Here is a 17,030-nt window from a genome sequence, read left to right as displayed (position 1 = left end):
GACCGCCTGCGGTCCGGCCGCGGCCTGCGTGTCGGCGCAATCCGCGGAGCGACAGATATCCAATCATCGGACAATCGGTCTGCACCCAACAACCACGCGTGAATGATCCGCCACTTGTCCTGTCCGCGGGATTGGAAATCCAGCAGCGGAGATCCTGCGTCCTGCAGTTCGTGAAAGAACTTCAACGAGTCTTTTCCGGTCGGTCCGTCCGGTTCAATCGCCTGCGTCAATATCCAGCGGTCCCACTCTTCAATAATCCGTACTCTTGCTTCACTCTGTTTCATAGGCGCGTATTCCCAGCCACGGCTCCCCCGTGGGCACTGACTGATCGCGCTGGTCAAGTTTAATGGAAGATGCCTACGCCGCCGCGCGTCCCCGCACCTTGCCGGGCCCAGTATAACCAAACTTCTTAACAAGTATTCATCTTTATTACCCCGCCCGCAAAACGGTCCATCTGCGCTGTCGTTTCCCCATCGAAAGGTCCAATTTTTGACGCGGACTCAGCCGAGCCTCCGCGGCAGCATGGCTTGGGGTGAGTTCGTGCCAGGGGATATCAGTTATGGGGAACGCATATCCAGCGTCCGGCAACCACAGGCAACGTTCGGGATCATCGTCTGTTCACAATGATACGGACACCGGCTGGGACGAGGGAGCAGACACCGAGCGGGCAGCGCTTCGCGAGGAGAATGCGCGGCTTCGCGCTCTCGTCGTCCAACTGTCAAATCTCGTTCTCAGAAATGTCGTCGATCAGCACAACTCGCCGCAATGGGTGCCGGTCAGGCGGCCCAGGCTGGATTAAAAGTACTATTCTGCCGGATCGGATCGCAGCGAGACCGTTTCCCACACCGCGACCGCGATCATGATCGCGGTGGTCAGGATCGACAGCATCAGCGGCGACAGTTCGCTTGCGAACCAGGCGAGCACGCAGAGCGCGATGACGCCCGCCCCGTGGGAGAGCTGAACGAAGCCGCGGAAGCTGAACTTGAACAGGACGGTCCCGAATAGAAACAGCAACGGACCGCCGATCGCGCTGGTTACCGTCTTGAGGTCGGAATGTCCGCCCGGGTGTTTCAGCACGAGCTCGTCCGCCACCGCCGCAACAATGATGCCGGCCACGATCGGCAGGTGCAGATAGGTATAGGCCAGCCGTGCCAGCCTTCCCGGCTCGCTCGATTTTGAAAGCTGCTCGGAGCCGGCCTCGGCGCCGATGTGGAAATAGATCCACCACATGGCGATGCTGCCGATCAACGCCGAGACGAATGCCAGAACGTTTTCGGTCGTCCAGGCGAGTTCGGCAAAAGTCGCGCCGATGACGACGATGGATTCGCCGAGCGCGATGATGATGAACAGCCCGCAGCGCTCGGCCATATGGCCGCCTTCGATCATCCAGTCCGCGACCGAGGACGCGCCATAGCGGGGAATCCAGAACCGCACCGCCGGCGAAATATACTCGATGACAAGCGCGACGGCCCATAGCGCCAACCGCGACTGGCCTTCGACTAGCCCGCCGGCGATCCAGAAGATGGCCGATACCGACAGCCAGGCGGCGATCCGGATGGCATTCATGCGCGTCCGCGGGCGCGACGGCGGCGTCGACAACCACAGAAATATCGTCTTGCCGACCTGCATCCCCGCGTAGGCGATGGCAAACCACAAGCCGCGCTCGTCAAACGCCTTTGGAATCGAGGTCGATAGCACCAGCCCGCCCAGCATCATCGCAAACAGCAGGAGACGGACCGGAGTCTTTTCGGGATTGAGCCAGTTAGTGATCCAGGTAGTGAAGACCCATACCCACCAGACCGCGAGAAACAGCAGAGTGACCTGCAACGCACCCAGCGGCGTAAAATGAGCCAGCAGCGTGTGCGATATCTGCGTGATCGCAAAGACGAAGACGAGGTCGAAGAACAGCTCCGCGTAAGTGACGCGGCTATGCTGGTGCGGCACGATCGGACGAAACAGCGCGCCGTGTGCGTTGTCTGTCATCGATGCCCCGCCGCCCGTCCGGGGACTATCTCTCCGGCACTCCGGGTCCGCCAGGTACCCCGGTCTGCAGCGCCAGCGCATGCAGCAAGCCGCCCATCTGCCCCTTGAGCGACTGGTAGACGATCTGGTGCTGCTGCACGCGCGACTTGCCACGGAACGACTCCGAGATCACGGTCGCGGCGTAGTGGTCGCCATCGCCTGCGAGATCGCGGATCGTCACCTCGGCATCAGGGATAGCTGCCTTGATCATCGACTCGATATCGTGGGCATCCATCGGCATTCCAGCATGTCTCCTCAGGTGTTTCGAATCACGGCCGGCTCGCGCGACCGTGACGGCCAAACCTAGCGCGTACGCTCTTCTAGGTCACGCCTGGCGGCACTATATTCCGGGCCGAAGCGTTTGACACCGCGAGATCGCGTCGCGCCCGATCATTTCGGGCTGACCGAAAAAAGAGGCTCAAAATCATGAAATTGCCCGGTCCCGACCATCCGATCACGATTACCGCAAACCCCAAGCGCGTCCGGGTCTCGGCCAACGGCGTGGTCATTGCCGATACCACCCGCGCGCTGACCCTGAAGGAAGCCAGCTATCCGGCAGTGCAATATGTGCCGCGCGAGGACGCCAATATGGCGTTATTGTCCCGCACCGAGCGGACCACGCACTGCCCTTACAAGGGGGACGCGAACTATTTCAGCATCAACGCCAACGGCAAGAGCCTCGAAAATTCGATCTGGACCTATGAGACGCCCTTCCCGGCCATGGCCGAGATCGCCGGCCATCTGGCGTTCTATCCGGACAAGGTAACGATCGAGGAAGTGGCGTAGTAAGCGGCGAGGTCATTCCGGGGCGCGCGAAGCGCGAACTATGGTGCGCAATTGCGCACCTGAGAATCTCGAGATTCCCCAGGGTGCAATTGCACCCCTGAGGTCTGGCGCTTCGCGCCATCCCGGAATGACTGACGTGCGTAGCTAAGCTCTGAATATCGTGAGCCCGAGAATCAGCAGAACGAGGAAGATCACGACGAAAACATAAAACAGGAAGCGGGCGATGTCGGCGGACGCCTCCGAAATGCCGGTGAAGCCGAGAATGCCGGCAACGATCGACACCAGAAAGAAGATCAGCGCCCATTTGAGAATTGTCATTGCTTGCTCCGCGACTTCCGGGGCCATGCCAGCGGCGGCCCTTAAATTCACCTGACCTAACGGCGGGTTGCCCCGTCGGTTCCGATACGACGTGGAGATGCGAATTCGCCGGCGCCCGATTGGGCCTTGCTGAATCGGGTTCGGACGGCAACAATTGACCAACATAGCCTGGCGGGGAGGCCCTCATGACATCGATTTCCACCGTGGGGCATGCCGACGTGAGCGCAGTGCCCCAAGCCAAATCGCGAAACCTTTCGCTTGATCGCGCCCGCACCTTCCTGACGCTGGTGGTGCTGCTCCACCATGCCGTCATCCCCTATACTTATTTCGGTCATACCGATCCGAAGTACTTCTTCGGCTTCGACATGATCGTGCTCGCCACTGATAGTTTCTTCATGGCGATGTTCTTCTTCCTGTCGGGGCTGTTCGCCTGGTCCGGCATCGCCCGGAAGGGACCGTTGAGCTATCTGGCAGATCGCCTGCTTCGGCTTGGCCTGCCGTTCGTGATCTGCGCCTTCACGGTTATTCCGCTCGCCTACTACGCGATCTCCCTGCGGCACCATCCCGAGATCGGCTTTTCCGAGTACTGGTGGAATATGATCACGAAGGGCCCGTGGCCGAGCGGGCCGATCTGGTTCCTTTGGGTCCTGCTCAGTTTCGACGTGGTGGCCTGCATCTTGTATCGGCTGTCACCCAACATGCTCGATCCGATCAACCGTCTCTCGCTGTACGGTCGTCGCCGCCCTGCAGTGTTCTTCGCGGTCATGCTTGCTGTCACCGCTGCATTCTACATTCCCGGGCTGATTCGCTACGGACATAGCAGCTGGTTCGAGTTCGGCCCGTTCTCGGTTCAGCACGGGCGCGTGATGCTCTATGCGAGCTACTTCTTTTTCGGTGCCGGCATCGGCGTTGCGCAAATGGATCGCGGGCTGCTCGCGGCTGACGGCCGGATGGCGAAGGTCAGCTGGGACTGGATGGTGCTGGCGATCGTTCCGTATTGCCTCTTGTGGGTGCTGATCTTCATCAAGCGCGAAATACTGGGCAACCCGTCGCCATTGCCGAACTGGTATGAGGCGCTTTATGCTATCTGCTTCACTGTCTTCAGCGTGGCCATCATGTTTCTGATCCTGGCCATTTTCCAGAGGTTCAGGCAATCAGGCTCAGCCAAGCTACTCGATCCGATGCAGGCGGACGCCTACGGCATGTTCCTGGTGCACTACCCGATCGCGCTTTGGCTGCAATACTGGCTGTTCGACTTTGACCTGCCGGCGATCGTCAAGGTCGCGATCGGGTTCGTGCTGACAGTCGCGGCGAGTTGGGCGCTGACGCGAGCATTGCGGCAGATCCCGGGCGCGACGAGGGTGCTTTAAGGTAAGGAAGCAGCACCGGCCTCACACCGTCATTGCGAGCGCAGCGAAGCAATCCATAGCTCCGCTCGGGGATAGATGGATTGCTTCGTCGCTTCGCTTCTCGCAATGACGTGGAAAGAGTGCCGCCTAAGCCGCCTTGCCGCTCATATAGGCCGGCAGCCAGTGTTCGAACGCCGACTTGAGCGCACTCACCGCCACCTGCCCCTCGCCTGCAACCTCAAGCGCATCGCCGCCCGTGGTACCGATCCGTGCGCACGGCACGCCCGCCCCCTTCATCTTCGCCAGCACCAGGCCGGCATCCGCCGCTGATACCGTTACGATGTAGCGCGCCTGGTCCTCTCCGAACCAGTAAGCGTGCGGCACGATCGCGTTCGGCGCGGCCAATAGCTGCGCGCCGATGCCACTGGCAATCGCCATCTCGGCCAACGCGATCAACAAGCCGCCGTCGGAGACGTCATGCACCGCGGTTGCCGTGCCGGCGTGGATCATGCCGCGCACCACATCGCCATTGCGCTTTTCGGCGGCGAGATCGACCGGCGGCGGTGCGCCTTCTTCGCGGCCGCAGATGTCGCGCAGGTAGACGGACTGTCCGAGCCAGCCTTGCGTATCGCCGATGAAAAGGATCGCTTCGCCGGCCGCCTTGAAAGCCAGCGTCGCCGATTTGGTGAAATCGTCGAGCAGGCCGACGCCGCCGATTGACGGCGTCGGCAAGATGCCACGGCCGTTGGTTTCGTTGTAGAGCGAGACGTTGCCCGACACGACAGGGAAATCGAGCGTGCGGCAGGCTTCCGAAATGCCCTTCAGACAGCCGACGAACTGACCCATGATCTCGGGCCGCTCCGGATTGCCGAAATTGAGATTGTCGGTGATCGCGAGCGGCCGGCCGCCGACCGCGGTGATGTTGCGCCAGGCTTCGGCGACGGCCTGCTTGCCGCCTTGATAAGGATCGGCCTCGCAATAGCGCGGTGTGACGTCGACGGTGAGCGCGAGCCCCTTCGGCCCATCCTCGACGCGCACCACGGCGGCATCGCCGCCCGGACGCTGGACGGTATTGCCCAAAATGACGTGATCGTATTGCTCCCAGACCCAGCGCTTCGAGCACAGCTCCGGCGTGCCGATCAGCTTCTCCAGCGCCGCGGCAATGCCAATTGGAGGCTCCACTTCGCGTGCCTGCACCATCGGCAGGGCTGCGGATGGGACGTGCGGGCGGTCATACACCGGCGCCTCGTCGCCGAGCTCCTTGATCGGCAGGTCGGCCATGACGTCGCCGCCATGTTTCACCACAAAGCGCTTGGTCGGCGTGGTGTAGCCGACCACGGCGAAATCCAGCCCCCACTTCTTGAAGATCGCCTCGGCCTCTTTCTCCTTCTCAGGCTTGAGCACCATGAGCATGCGCTCCTGGCTTTCCGAAAGCATCATCTCGTAGGCGCTCATGCCGGTTTCGCGGGTCGGCACCGCGTTGAGATCGAGTTCGACGCCGAGATCGCCCTTGGCGCCCATTTCGACCGCCGAGCATGTCAGGCCCGCCGCGCCCATGTCCTGGATCGCGATCACGCAACCTTTTTCCATGATCTCGAGGCAGGCTTCCAGCAGCAGTTTTTCCGCGAAGGGATCGCCGACCTGCACCGTCGGCCGCTTCTCGGCCGAATCGTCGTCGAATTCAGCCGACGCCATCGAGGCGCCGTGAATGCCGTCGCGCCCGGTCTTGGAGCCCAAATAGACGATCGGCATGTTCACGCCGGAGGCTGCCGCATAGAAAATCTTGTCGGTCTCGGCGAGGCCGACCGCCATCGCGTTGACCAAGATGTTGCCGTCGTAACGGGTGTGGAAGCGCACCTGCCCGCCCACCGTCGGCACGCCGAAGGAATTGCCGTAGCCGCCGACGCCGGCCACCACGCCCGAAACAAGATGCCGCGTCTTGGGGTGTTCCGGCGCGCCGAAAGAGAGCGCATTGAGGCAGGCAATGGGCCGCGCACCCATCGTGAACACGTCGCGTAAAATGCCGCCGACGCCGGTGGTCGCGCCTTGATACGGCTCGATGTAGCTCGGGTGGTTGTGGCTCTCCATCTTGAAGACCACCGCCTGACCGTCCCCGATGTCGATCACGCCCGCGTTCTCGCCCGGCCCCTGGATCACCCAGGGCGCCTTGGTCGGCAAGCCGCGCAGATGGATGCGCGAGGATTTGTACGAGCAGTGCTCGTTCCACATCGCCGAGAAAATCCCGAGCTCGGTGAATGTCGGCACCCGCCCGATCAGCTTGAGGATGCGCTCATACTCGTCCGGTTTCAGCCCATGGCTGGCGACGAGTTCGGGGGTGATCTGGGGCTCGTTCATGGGTGCCTTAATAGGAAGATCGACGGGGGGCGAAAAGGCCTTTTATGGCGCATTTCCGCCCTGTCCAGAGCTTTGCGCGGGGCGCCTTGCGGGATCGGCGTTTGCACATAGTTCCCGGATCGGATTTAAGGGCTGAAACATCGAATTGAAGGTCATTTTTAGTGAACGAACTCCCCCAAAATGCATTTCAGCGCCGCCCCGATCTGCATGTCGAAACCGAGGGCGAATTCAAGGGCTGGCGCACCTGGACCCGTGACAGTTTTGAGACCCATAACGGCCCGTTCTGGCACCGAATGGACGAAAACGGGCGTGTGCAATGCGCGTTCTGGGTCGAAAAGAAGCACCTCAACGGCCAGCGCAACGTCCATGGCGGCTGCTTCATGTCGTTCGCCGATTACTGCCTCTTTGCGATGGCCTCCTCTGTGCTGGAGGGACCCGGCGTGACGGTATCGTTTGCCTGCGAATTTCTCGACGCCGCACGCGAGGGCGAACTCGTCGAATGCGAGGGCGAAATCACCCGCGCTGGCGGTTCGCTGATCTTCCTGCGCGGCGTGCTGAAATCCGGCGAACGGTCACTGTTCACCTTCTCCGGCACGATCAAGCGGGTGAAGTGGAAGAAGCCGGCGGGCACAGGCGCCGTTGCCACCTGACGCGCCACAGGCACGTCGCGGCTGGCGCGACTATGCATTGCTGCTCGCGCTGGCGTGCTGCTGGAGCTCGACTTATCCGCTAACCAAGATCGGCCTCGGCTCGATCCCGCCGGTCACGTTCATCTCGGCGCGCTCGCTGATCGCGGCGGGCTTTCTGCTGGTGATCCTGCGTGCCCGCGGCTTGCGGCTGCCGACGGACGGCAAAGCCTGGAAGCTGTTTGCCTTCCAGCAGACCATCAACTCGACCATTCCTTTCCTGATGATCACCTGGGCGCAGCAATATGTGGCGGCGGCGCCGACCGTGGTGCTGGCCTCGACCACGCCGATATTCGCTTTCCTCATCACCTGGGCCATCACGCGCCACGAGCCGGCGACGCTGCTCAAGCTGGTCGGCGCCATTCTGGGCCTGGCCGGTACGGCCGTGACCATCGGCCTCGATACGCTCGGCGGGCTCTCCAGCAACTTGTTCGCCGAAATGGTCATCCTGATCGCCACCATCTCGTTTGCCTGCGCCACGATCTTCGGGCTCAAGCTGACCGACTACGACCCGATGGTGGTGGTGGCGGGCTCGCTGTTGTTCGGCGGCACCGTGCTGTTGCCGTTCGCGCTGATCGTCGATCATCCCTGGACCTTGCGGCCGACGACTGAAGCGCTGGTGGCTACCGCCGCGATGGGAATATTCTCGAGCGCCTTCGGCCTGATGCTGTTCTACATGTGCCTGACGCGGCTCGGCACGCTGACCACCAATGCGCAGGGATACTTGCGCATCCCGATCGGCGTCGGCCTGTCGGTGCTGCTGCTCGGCGAGCCCGTACCGCCGAATCTGGCGCTCGGCCTCGTCCTCGTGATGATGGGCGTCGCCGCGATGACCATCCCGCGCGGCCATTATCGCAAATGGATCGAGCGCCTGCGCGGGAGGCCGAAAGGCTGATGAAGACCGCGACTTCAAGCCGATAGTTGTTTTTCGGCGATCGAAAGCCACTCGGCCTGGGCTTCGCGCAGGTATTTCGGCGCGCGTCGCATCTGCAGCAGCAATTCGTTGAACACGATCCTGGCTTCCGCAGTGCGCCCCACCGTGCCCAGCAGCAAGCCGTAACGGACCTTGGCCTCGGCACCGGGAAAATAGGCGACGAGCGCGTGGTATTCGTCGAGTGCCTCCTCGATGCGTCCGACCTCGGCCAGGGCGCGAGCATAGAGCAGATGGCCCTCGGCCGATTCAAAATCGGGCCAGTGTTCTTTCAGATCATCCAGTGTCGCGAGCGCATCTGCCGGACGGCTGAGACCGAATTGCGCCTGCGCTTTGCCGAGCGCGTAGGCCGGCTCCCACCCCATCGGCAGCTGGAGAACGTGATCGTAGTGCCGCACGGCTTCGTCGAACCGCCCGATCTTCAGGCATTCGGCTGCAACCGCGGCGCGGTTGGCAATGGTGTCGCTGCCGGCCAGCCGATCGGAAAGCTCCCGATAGTGCTTTTCAGGATCGAGCCTGTCGGCCATGCGCTTGCGCGCCTGGCGGGCGTCGGGACTGCCGAACCATTCCGGCACCAGCTCGACGATGATGTAAGCAAGCGCGCCAACGAACGGGATCAACAGGATAATGAAGGCCCACGGCTGCAGGCGTCCGGTCTTCGATGCATGCCAGATCAGGGTGATGTCGAGCAGCAAAATGACGAGAGCAACGGGCATTGGCGCATTCCAGGCAAACCGGGCGGGACGGTTCTTAGTGGCCTTGATAGCGCGGCAAGTTCAATCAGACAATCTTCAGTTGTGATTTGAGCACGAAATGTATCGGCGCGATTTCAGAATTGTGGCCAGTGGGTCATCTCGGCGGAACAGCAACGAACTGTGATTGACAGACAGGAACGCATGCGAGCGCATCGTGTTGCGCCGTTATGCACCAATAAAAGGAGGAATCATGAAACTGGCAACAATGGGATTGGCCATGGCGCTGGCATTCACGAGCACCTTCGCCCTGGCGCAAGCCGGCGGCAGCGGCGCGGGCGGAAGTTCGGGTACGGGCGGCACGGCGGCAGGTGGTGCGCCAGGATCCACCAGCGGAACGACCGCCGGAAGTGGAGCGGGCACCACCGGTATGAGCAACGATGCCGGCAGCGCCGCAGCCGGCCGGAACAGCCCAGTGAACCCGTCGGGGAGCACCCACATCAACCCATCGCCGAGCGGTTCGACCCTGTCGCCGACAGGTCCGGGTTCGACTACTGGCCGATAACGAAAAGCCCCGCTCCGCGGGGCTTTTTCATTGCATGATCGCTGAATACTATTTCTTCTCTTCCAGCAACTTTTTGTATTTCTCGACGTCCCGGGTCACCAACTGACCGAGCACTTCGCTCGCATGCTCGTTGGCATCGGGCGCAACTGTGGAGAGATCGTGAAAACGCTTCTTCACCGCCTCGCTCTCGACGGCGGTCTTGGCTGCGGCGTTCAGTTTCGCGATGATCGCAGGCGGCGTCCCTTTTGGAGCGAACAGGCCGTTCCAGCCCTGCGCCTCGAATTCGGGAAGGCCAGCCTCGGAGGAAGTTGGCAGGCCGGGCAAGGTTGCAAGCCGCACCGTTGAGCCGACGACGAGGCCTTTCACCAGCTTGTCATCGATCGCCTGCGACACCGACGCGGCCGCATCGCAGACGCCGTCGATCTGGCCGCCGATCGCGTCCGTCAGCGCCGGCGCGGCGCCGCGATAGCCGACCAGCGTCACGTCGATGCCGGCCGCCTGCACAAAACTCTTGCAGATCAGGAAATTCGAGGACCCGACGCCGGCATGGCCGAGATTGACCTTGCCGGGATTCTTCTTCGCATAGGCGATGAAGTCTTGCAGGTTCTTGGCGGGGAAATCCTTGCGTAACGCGACGATGCCGAAGGTTTTCGCAACGACCGCGATCGGCACAAAGGATTCCGGCGTGAACGGCAGTTTCGGATAGATGGTGTAGGTCGCGGCGCTGGTGCCGGCATTGCCGATCGCGATGGTATAGCCGTCTGGTTCCGCCCGTGCGGCACGCGTCAGCGCAGTTGAGCCGCCGGCGCCCGCGACATTCTCGATCACGATCGGCTGCCCGAGCGACTTGGTCATTTCCTCGGCAACCACACGCGCGATCACGTCGGAGGTGCCGCCGGCCGCGAACGGCACGATCATGGTGATGGGACGCTTGGGATAATCCTGCGCGTGGGCTGCCACGGCGCATAACAGCGCCACAACGACAATCGCCAGGCGCGGCACCAAGAACCTCACGCGACTTTTTGCAGATGCGCGGCAAGGCCCGCGAACAGGCCGCGGCCGTCGGTGCAGCCCATGATGTCTTCGACGTGGTTTTCCGGGTGCGGCATCATGCCGAGCACATTGCCGCGCTCGTTGACGATGCCGGCGATCGACTGCGCGGCGCCGGCGATGTTGGATTCCTCATCGACGATGCCTTCCGCGGAGCAATAACGATAGAGCACGCGCCCCTCGCCTTCCAGCCGCTTCACCGTCTCTTCATCGGCTTCGTAGTTGCCCTCGCCATGCGCGACCGGCACGCGGATGACCTGCCCGGCATTGTAGCCGCGCGTGAACGGCGAATCCGAGCGCTCGACCCGCAGATGCACGTCCTTACAGACGAATTTCAGCTTCGCATTGCGCATCAAGACGCCCGGCAACAGGCCGGCTTCGCACAGGATCTGAAACCCGTTGCAGACGCCAAGCACGAGCCCACCGTCAGCGGCATATTTGCGGACCGCGTCCATGACCGGCGCCCGCGCGGCAATGGCGCCGCAGCGCAGGTAATCGCCATAGGAAAACCCGCCGGGCACGACCACGAGATCGGTGCCCTTGGGCAGCTCGGTCTCGGCATGCCAGACCATCGCTGCCTCCTGTCCGGAGACGAGCTTGAGCGCCCGCGCCATGTCGCGCTCGCGGTTGATTCCGGGGAAGACGAGAACGGCGGATTTCATGGCGGTTCCGGCTGGAAAGGAGATATGTCGGGGCCGAAGACATAACCATTTGACGCGGGTTTTTCCAGTGCTAGCGTCGCCAAAACGGCCTGCGTGGAAGCCACGCTCAACAACAATCGCTCAGGGATGGAAACCATGAATGTCCCGTCGCGGGCGACATCCGAAACCGAACCGATGACCTCCGAAGGCGTGGTCGCGGCCGGTGTTTACGTCGATGGCCGCCGCATCGCCAATATCGCCATCGAGGCGGCCTCGAGTTGGCGCAGCAAGCCCGGTCACGTCGTCTGGATCGGCCTGTATGAGCCGGATCTGGCGCTGCTGACCAGCGTGCAGCAGCAGTTCGACCTGCATGATCTCGCGATCGAGGATGCCAACCATGCGCATCAGCGCCCCAAGATCGAGCAGTACGGCGATGGCCTGTTCATCGTGGCGAGAACCGCGCAACTTGTTCAGGGCAGGATCGCGTTCGGCGAAACCCATCTGTTCGTCGGCGAGGGCTATCTGGTTTCGGTGCGCCACGGGGCATCAACGTCATACGCGCCGGTGCGCGAACGCTGCGAGAGCTGCCCCCGCGCGCTGGCGCGTGGCGAGGACTACATTCTCTACGCCATCCTCGATTTCATCGTCGACAACTATTCCCCGGTGCTAGAAACCATCCACGAGGAGATCGAGGAAATTGAGGATCACGTGTTGGCCAGCCCAATCACGCGAGCGCAAGTCGAGCGGCTGTACATGCTCCGACGCGATCTGTTGAAACTCCGCAACGCGATTGGACCGCTGGTGGAAGTCTGCCGCCGGCTCGAACACGACAATTTGCCGATGGTGCGTACGACCATGCAGGCGCTGTTTCGAGATGTCACCGACCACGTCAGGACCATTCAGGAGCGCACCGATTCAATGCGCGAGGTGCTGGCGTTCGCATTCGAGGCAAGCCTTCTGGTCGGCCAAGCCCAGGAGACCGCGGTCTCCAAGAAGCTGGCCTCCTGGCTGGCCATCATCGCCGTGCCGACGGCGGTCGCCGGGATCTACGGGATGAATTTCGAGCACATGCCTGAGCTGAAATGGCAGTACGGATATTTGATGGTGCTGGGGCTCATGCTTGCCGCCTGCAGCGGGCTGTACTGGCGCTTTCGCAGCGTGGGCTGGCTGTAAGCGGCAGACCCGCCCGCGCCTATCACGCGAGCGATGAACGCCAGATTCATCTCGAAGGGGCTTTTATACCTGCTGCGAAAATTGAGACAGCGATTTCAGCTGGACGGCATTTGCTGGTTGTGGATTCGCATCTCAAGCAAGCGTTCATCAACGGAGGTTTCAAGCCGAGCAATGTTACGCGAAATATCCAATGCCAAATCGTACACCTGCCGATTGGATATCTCACCCATCGCTCAGCTCAGAACTTCCACCCGATAATTCTCGATCACGGTATTCGCCAACAGCTTGTCGGCGGCATCCTTCAATGCCGCCTCGGCCTTGGCCTTGTCCGAGCCAGAAAGCTCGATATCGAACACCTTGCCCTGGCGGACGCTGGCAACGCCATCGACGCCGAGCGATTTCAGCGCGCCTTCGATGGCCTTGCCCTGCGGATCGAGGATGCCAGATTTCAACGTAACGGTAACGCGTGCCTTCACGAGATTGCCCCAGTCTTCTCAGCTCTTGACCAGCACCGGACCAGAACCGGCCGGGCGCTCGTTCTCCATCAGAATGCCCAGACGTTTCGCCACCTCGGTATAGGCCTCAAGCAAGCCACCGAGGTCGCGCCGGAAACGATCCTTGTCGAGCTTCTCGTTCGACTTGATATCCCACAGCCGGCATGAGTCGGGCGAGATTTCGTCGGCGACGATGATCCGCATCATCTCGTTTTCGAACAGGCGACCGCATTCCATCTTGAAATCGACCAAACGGATGCCGATGCCGAGAAACAGCCCGGTGAGGAAGTCGTTGACGCGGATGGCAAGCGCCATGATGTCGTCGATTTCCTGCGGCGTCGCCCAGCCGAACGCAGTGATGTGCTCTTCCGACACCATGGGGTCGTTGAGTTGGTCGTTCTTGTAATAAAATTCGATGATCGAGCGCGGCAGTTGCGTGCCCTCCTCGATGCCGAGGCGCTGCGACAGCGAACCGGCGGCGACATTCCGCACGACTACCTCCAGCGGCACGATCTCGACCTCGCGAATCAACTGCTCGCGCATATTGAGGCGGCGGATGAAATGGGTCGGCACCCCAATGTCATTGAGGTGCTGAAACAGGTACTCCGAAATCCGGTTGTTGAGGACGCCCTTGCCCTCGATCACCTGGTGTTTCTTGGCATTGAACGCGGTCGCATCGTCCTTGAAGTGCTGGATCAGGGTTCCCGGCTCCGGACCTTCATACAGGACCTTGGCCTTGCCTTCATAAATACGGCGTCGACGGCTCATTGGGATGTACCGTGTTTTGTTGAAATCCATGAAATTGGTGTGCTCCGGATGACAAGGGTTTGCGACCACGACGGAGCTGCCGTGAAGGCCAGGTCCTGAACTGAGCGACCGGAAACAGAACAAGAACCTCGCCTGATGGCAACCTATCCGATTGGCCCATGCAGCACAATCGACCCGGCCCGATTGGGGCCAACTTATCCCAGTTGCCTGCGGCCTAACGGCCCGTTGTTTTACCGATTCGCCCCCTTTATCTAGGTAGTCCACCGGGCCGCGACAACGCGGCCTTATTTACCGTTTGCGGGGATTGGAACCGAAGAATGACCACTTTCGACAAGCGCGAGGAAGGTTTTGAGAAGAAATTCGCCCTCGATGAGGAGCAGAAATTCAAGGCTGAGGTGCGCCGCAACAAGCTGCTCGGTCTTTGGGCAGCGGAAAAGCTCGGCATGTCCGGCGACGCTGCCAATGCCTATGCCAAGGAGGTGGTCTCGGCCGATTTCGAGGAAGCCGGCGACAAGGACGTTCAGAACAAGGTGATGGCCGATTTTGCCGCCAAGGGCGTCGCCATCACCGCTCAGGAAGTTCGCGTCAAAATGGACGAGTTGATGCTGCAGGCCGCCGCCCAGGTGAAGGCGGGGACCTGACACCTCACCGTCATTCCGGACGACGCGAAGCGGCGATCTCAGATGCGCAATTGCGCATCGGGGAATCTCGAGATTCCGGGTCTGGTCCTTCGGACCATCCCGGAATGACGTGCTAAAGTCCGAGCGCCTTCGTCCCGCGGTATTCCTTCCGCACAATCTCCAGCAACCGCCGCGCCGCCGCGCTCAAAAACCCGCCGCGGCGCGTTACCGTGACGACGTCGTGGCTTGCCTTGAGATCACGTACGCCGATTGTTGCGATCGTCTTGTGTCGCAGTTCCTCGGCAGCGTTGCTCTCCGACAATAGCGCAATGCCGAGCCCCGCTTCGACCAGCCGCTTCTGCGCGGTCAAGCTGTCGACTGGCGTCCAGTCGATTTCGCCGAGGCCATGGGTCTGAAACAACGCAAACACATGTGACGCCGTGATCTCGCGCCTGCCCGGCATCACAGGAAAAGCAATCCAGCGCTCGCCGCGCAGATCGGCAAGCTTCGCAACCCGGCGGCCGGCGCGCGGATGGTCCAGCGCGCACACCACCTGCAGCCACTCGGAGAACAGCAATTCGCAGTCGAGATCGCGCGAGCCGTCGCGGTCATAGCGCAAGCCGATGGTCACCTCGCCGCGCCGGACCATGTCGCTGACCTCCGCACTGGTCGCCGTGCGCAGGCTCAATTCGACCTCGGGATGTTCGGCCGCGAAGCGCTTCAATATCGCCGATAGCCGCCCGCCGGCCAACGTGCCGACTACCGCCAGTGCGACTGGCCCCGAATTCGGCCGCGCCAGCGCGCGCACCGCATTCTCCGCATCCTGCGCGGCGGCGACCGCGCGCTCGGCATACGGCACCATCACCCGCCCCGCATCGCTCAGCATCGTGCGCCCCGCGATCCGTTCGAACAGCGGTACGCCGAGCTCCTGCTCCAGAAGCGCAATGCGCCGCGAGATCGCCGGTTGCGAGCGGTGCAGCGCCTTCGCGGCGCTCGAAATGCCGCCGCGGCGGTGAACGGTCAGGAAGGTGAGAAGCGCATCGCTGTCCATGTTTCGTCCATGCAAAAAGCTGATGATGCATAGAGAAATAACAAATTTGGCTGATGCCGGATAGCCCGCTAGTTTCGCCGCCAACCAAAACGCGGACATTCAACGGAGCCAGCGATGCGCAGTCAGATGGAAAAGGCGGAACTGTTTCGTGCACTTCACGCGCGGCCTGGTGCGTTCGTTATCCCCAATCCCTGGGACGCCGGCACCGCAAAATTGCTCGCCGCGATGGGGTTTGAAGCGCTCGCGACCACGAGCCTCGGCTTTGCCAATACGCTCGGCAGCGTGACCGTAAGCCTCGATGCCATCATCGAGAATTGCCGGATGATTGCGGAAGCAACTGACCTCCCCGTCAACGCCGACCTGGAAAATTGCGGCGCCGATGATCCGAAGACCGCAGCGAAAGCAATTACGCGCGCGGCCGAAGCCGGCGTCGTCGGCGGCTCGATCGAGGATTTTACCGGCGATCCGGGCAAACCGATCTACGACTTTTCGCTCGCGGTCGAGCGCGTGCAGGCCGCGGTCGAAGCAGCGCGCGCACTGCCCTTCCCGTTCACGCTGACCGCGCGCGCGGAAAATTTCCTGCACGGCCGCAAGGACCTCGACGATACCATCAAGCGGCTGCAGGCGTTCGAGGCTGCAGGCGCCGACGTCCTGTACTCACCTGGCCTCTACGACATCGGCACCATTCGCACCGTGTTGTCCTCGGTCGGCAAGCCGTTCAACCTGGTGATGGGATTTGCCGATCCGACGCTCACGGTCGATCAGCTCTCAGCCGCAGGCGTCAAGCGCATCAGCGTCGGCGGCGCGATGGAGCGCTACGCGCTCGCGGCGTTCTTGAAATGCGCCCGTGAGATGAAGGAGCGGGGTGCGTTTACGTTTGTGCGCGACATGGTGCCGATCGGGGAGATCAGGGCGGCGTTCGGGTGATCGGGGCCTCTCCCCGTCATTGCGAGCGCAGCGAAGCAATCCATTCCTCAACACGGAGATAAATGGATTGCTTCGTCGCTTTCGCTCCTCGCAATGACGGTGGAGAGATGAGTCACCCCTCCTTGAATCCATACTCCGGCACATTGCCACTCGCGCCGTAATATTTGTACGGCAGGAATTTTCCGGACATCGTGATCTTGACCCGGTCGCCCTTGGGATTGGCGACGCGCTCCAACGCCATGTCGAAATCGATCGCCGACATGATGCCGTCGCCGAATTCTTCCTCGATCAGCGCCTTCCAGGCCGGCCCGTTGACCATCACCATTTCGTAGAAGCGGTAGATCAAGGGATCGGTCGGCGGCATCGGCGTGCCGGTGCCGCGCATCGGCACCTCGTTGAGCATCGCTGTTTCCGATTTCGACAGACCGAACAATTCGCCGGCGTTGGCGGCCTGCGGTTTGGTCAGCTTCATCTGGCCCATGATGGCGCCGACGATCAGCACTTCCGAATAGCCGCCGATCTTTTCGCAGATATGTTTCCAGCTCCAGCCCTTCTCGCGCTTGATGTCGAGCAACTTTTCGGTGAGGTCTTCGCGCTTCATG

19 protein-coding genes are annotated in these 17,030 nt (G+C 61.7%); 8 read left to right on the top strand and 11 right to left on the bottom strand.

The genetic code is table 11. The features are described from left to right. Positions 1-804 precede the first annotated feature (804 nt). Positions 805-1,983 (bottom strand): low temperature requirement protein A, encoded by a 1,179-nt coding sequence (locus RX328_RS19875; protein WP_213245975.1) that lies wholly within the window; start codon positions 1,981-1,983, stop codon positions 805-807. A gap of 25 nt (positions 1,984-2,008) precedes the next feature. After that, positions 2,009-2,263, bottom strand: a complete 255-nt coding sequence (locus RX328_RS19870) for a BolA family protein (RefSeq protein ID WP_025590827.1) — start codon at positions 2,261-2,263, stop codon at positions 2,009-2,011. 185 nt (positions 2,264-2,448) lie between these two features. Here RX328_RS19870 and RX328_RS19865 point away from each other — a divergent pair, with 185 nt between their 5' ends. Next, positions 2,449-2,808: a DUF427 domain-containing protein gene (locus RX328_RS19865; RefSeq protein ID WP_213245977.1), complete on the top strand. Its 360-nt coding sequence runs from the start codon at positions 2,449-2,451 to the stop codon at positions 2,806-2,808. 144 nt (positions 2,809-2,952) lie between these two features. On the opposite strand, the gene RX328_RS19860 is transcribed toward RX328_RS19865, so the two are convergent. Further along, a complete protein-coding gene (locus RX328_RS19860; protein ID WP_065732717.1) occupies positions 2,953-3,126 on the bottom strand; it encodes a DUF1328 domain-containing protein in 174 nt (57 codons plus the stop codon). A gap of 185 nt (positions 3,127-3,311) precedes the next feature. Here RX328_RS19860 and RX328_RS19855 point away from each other — a divergent pair, with 185 nt between their 5' ends. Beyond that, positions 3,312-4,496, top strand: coding sequence for an acyltransferase family protein (locus RX328_RS19855; RefSeq protein WP_213245979.1), 1,185 nt, complete (start codon positions 3,312-3,314; stop codon positions 4,494-4,496). Between the two features lie 126 nt (positions 4,497-4,622). Here RX328_RS19855 and purL read toward each other — a convergent pair whose 3' ends face one another. After that, positions 4,623-6,830, bottom strand: coding sequence for a phosphoribosylformylglycinamidine synthase subunit PurL (gene purL / locus RX328_RS19850; protein ID WP_213245981.1), 2,208 nt, complete (start codon positions 6,828-6,830; stop codon positions 4,623-4,625). Positions 6,831-6,991: 161 nt separating this feature from the next. Here purL and RX328_RS19845 point away from each other — a divergent pair, with 161 nt between their 5' ends. After that, positions 6,992-7,480 carry a PaaI family thioesterase gene (locus tag RX328_RS19845; protein WP_213245983.1) on the top strand — a complete coding sequence of 163 codons (489 nt, stop codon included), beginning with the start codon at positions 6,992-6,994 and terminating at the stop codon, positions 7,478-7,480. Further along, the gene (locus RX328_RS19840) at positions 7,470-8,411 is read left to right on the top strand and encodes a DMT family transporter (RefSeq protein WP_213245985.1); all 942 of its coding nucleotides are present in this window, start codon (positions 7,470-7,472) and stop codon (positions 8,409-8,411) included. The genes RX328_RS19845 and RX328_RS19840 overlap by 11 nt, the downstream gene beginning before the upstream one ends. Positions 8,412-8,425: 14 nt before the next feature. On the opposite strand, the gene RX328_RS19835 is transcribed toward RX328_RS19840, so the two are convergent. Beyond that, a complete protein-coding gene (locus RX328_RS19835) occupies positions 8,426-9,163 on the bottom strand; it encodes a tetratricopeptide repeat protein (protein ID WP_213245987.1) in 738 nt (245 codons plus the stop codon). A 229-nt stretch (positions 9,164-9,392) separates the two neighbouring features. Between RX328_RS19835 and RX328_RS19830 the strand changes: the two genes are divergently transcribed. Then, positions 9,393-9,704 (top strand): hypothetical protein, encoded by a 312-nt coding sequence (locus RX328_RS19830; protein WP_213245989.1) that lies wholly within the window; start codon positions 9,393-9,395, stop codon positions 9,702-9,704. A 48-nt stretch (positions 9,705-9,752) separates the two neighbouring features. Here RX328_RS19830 and RX328_RS19825 read toward each other — a convergent pair whose 3' ends face one another. Both RX328_RS19825 and purQ read right to left on the bottom strand, forming a co-directional pair. After that, positions 9,753-10,706, bottom strand: coding sequence for a tripartite tricarboxylate transporter substrate-binding protein (locus RX328_RS19825; protein WP_312017922.1), 954 nt, complete (start codon positions 10,704-10,706; stop codon positions 9,753-9,755). Positions 10,707-10,714: 8 nt separating this feature from the next. Beyond that, a complete protein-coding gene (gene purQ, locus RX328_RS19820; RefSeq protein WP_213245991.1) occupies positions 10,715-11,416 on the bottom strand; it encodes a phosphoribosylformylglycinamidine synthase subunit PurQ in 702 nt (233 codons plus the stop codon). Between the two features lie 135 nt (positions 11,417-11,551). Here purQ and corA point away from each other — a divergent pair, with 135 nt between their 5' ends. Next, positions 11,552-12,568, top strand: a complete 1,017-nt coding sequence (corA, locus tag RX328_RS19815) for a magnesium/cobalt transporter CorA (protein WP_213245993.1) — start codon at positions 11,552-11,554, stop codon at positions 12,566-12,568. A gap of 233 nt (positions 12,569-12,801) precedes the next feature. On the opposite strand, the gene purS is transcribed toward corA, so the two are convergent. Then, positions 12,802-13,044 (bottom strand): phosphoribosylformylglycinamidine synthase subunit PurS, encoded by a 243-nt coding sequence (purS, locus tag RX328_RS19810; protein ID WP_213245996.1) that lies wholly within the window; start codon positions 13,042-13,044, stop codon positions 12,802-12,804. A gap of 18 nt (positions 13,045-13,062) precedes the next feature. Further along, a complete protein-coding gene (purC, locus tag RX328_RS19805; RefSeq protein ID WP_008974302.1) occupies positions 13,063-13,830 on the bottom strand; it encodes a phosphoribosylaminoimidazolesuccinocarboxamide synthase in 768 nt (255 codons plus the stop codon). A 317-nt stretch (positions 13,831-14,147) separates the two neighbouring features. On the opposite strand from purC, the gene RX328_RS19800 reads away from it, so the two are divergent. Then, on the top strand, positions 14,148-14,471 hold the full coding sequence (locus RX328_RS19800; protein ID WP_213245998.1) for a DUF1476 domain-containing protein: 324 nt from the start codon (positions 14,148-14,150) through the stop codon (positions 14,469-14,471). Between the two features lie 112 nt (positions 14,472-14,583). On the opposite strand, the gene RX328_RS19795 is transcribed toward RX328_RS19800, so the two are convergent. Continuing rightward, positions 14,584-15,501, bottom strand: coding sequence for a LysR family transcriptional regulator (locus tag RX328_RS19795; protein ID WP_213246001.1), 918 nt, complete (start codon positions 15,499-15,501; stop codon positions 14,584-14,586). A 114-nt stretch (positions 15,502-15,615) separates the two neighbouring features. Between RX328_RS19795 and RX328_RS19790 the strand changes: the two genes are divergently transcribed. Further along, positions 15,616-16,428 (top strand): oxaloacetate decarboxylase, encoded by an 813-nt coding sequence (locus tag RX328_RS19790; RefSeq protein ID WP_213246003.1) that lies wholly within the window; start codon positions 15,616-15,618, stop codon positions 16,426-16,428. A gap of 112 nt (positions 16,429-16,540) precedes the next feature. On the opposite strand, the gene cynS is transcribed toward RX328_RS19790, so the two are convergent. Then, entirely contained in the window at positions 16,541-17,029 is a 489-nt protein-coding gene (gene cynS, locus RX328_RS19785; protein WP_213246005.1) for a cyanase, read from the bottom strand. Between the last annotated feature and the right edge of the window lies 1 nt (position 17,030).

This window comes from Bradyrhizobium sp. sBnM-33, from assembly GCF_032917945.1.
GTDB lineage: Bacteria > Pseudomonadota > Alphaproteobacteria > Rhizobiales > Xanthobacteraceae > Bradyrhizobium.
The sequence above is the reverse complement of the archived record's forward strand: the minus strand, read 5'-3'. Positions and strand labels throughout refer to the sequence as shown.

Coding starts and splice junctions, on each gene's coding strand:
- RX328_RS19875 (WP_213245975.1), bottom strand. CDS start 1,983: ATGACAGACAACGCACACGGCGCGCTGTTTCGTCCGATCGTGCCGCAC.
- RX328_RS19870 (WP_025590827.1), bottom strand. CDS start 2,263: ATGCCGATGGATGCCCACGATATCGAGTCGATGATCAAGGCAGCTATC.
- RX328_RS19865 (WP_213245977.1), top strand. CDS start 2,449: ATGAAATTGCCCGGTCCCGACCATCCGATCACGATTACCGCAAACCCC.
- RX328_RS19860 (WP_065732717.1), bottom strand. CDS start 3,126: ATGACAATTCTCAAATGGGCGCTGATCTTCTTTCTGGTGTCGATCGTT.
- RX328_RS19855 (WP_213245979.1), top strand. CDS start 3,312: ATGACATCGATTTCCACCGTGGGGCATGCCGACGTGAGCGCAGTGCCC.
- purL (WP_213245981.1), bottom strand. CDS start 6,830: ATGAACGAGCCCCAGATCACCCCCGAACTCGTCGCCAGCCATGGGCTG.
- RX328_RS19835 (WP_213245987.1), bottom strand. CDS start 9,163: ATGCCCGTTGCTCTCGTCATTTTGCTGCTCGACATCACCCTGATCTGG.
- RX328_RS19830 (WP_213245989.1), top strand. CDS start 9,393: ATGAAACTGGCAACAATGGGATTGGCCATGGCGCTGGCATTCACGAGC.
- purQ (WP_213245991.1), bottom strand. CDS start 11,416: ATGAAATCCGCCGTTCTCGTCTTCCCCGGAATCAACCGCGAGCGCGAC.
- corA (WP_213245993.1), top strand. CDS start 11,552: ATGAATGTCCCGTCGCGGGCGACATCCGAAACCGAACCGATGACCTCC.
- purC (WP_008974302.1), bottom strand. CDS start 13,830: ATGAGCCGTCGACGCCGTATTTATGAAGGCAAGGCCAAGGTCCTGTAT.
- RX328_RS19800 (WP_213245998.1), top strand. CDS start 14,148: ATGACCACTTTCGACAAGCGCGAGGAAGGTTTTGAGAAGAAATTCGCC.
- RX328_RS19795 (WP_213246001.1), bottom strand. CDS start 15,501: ATGGACAGCGATGCGCTTCTCACCTTCCTGACCGTTCACCGCCGCGGC.
- RX328_RS19790 (WP_213246003.1), top strand. CDS start 15,616: ATGCGCAGTCAGATGGAAAAGGCGGAACTGTTTCGTGCACTTCACGCG.
- cynS (WP_213246005.1), bottom strand. CDS start 17,029: ATGAAGCGCGAAGACCTCACCGAAAAGTTGCTCGACATCAAGCGCGAG.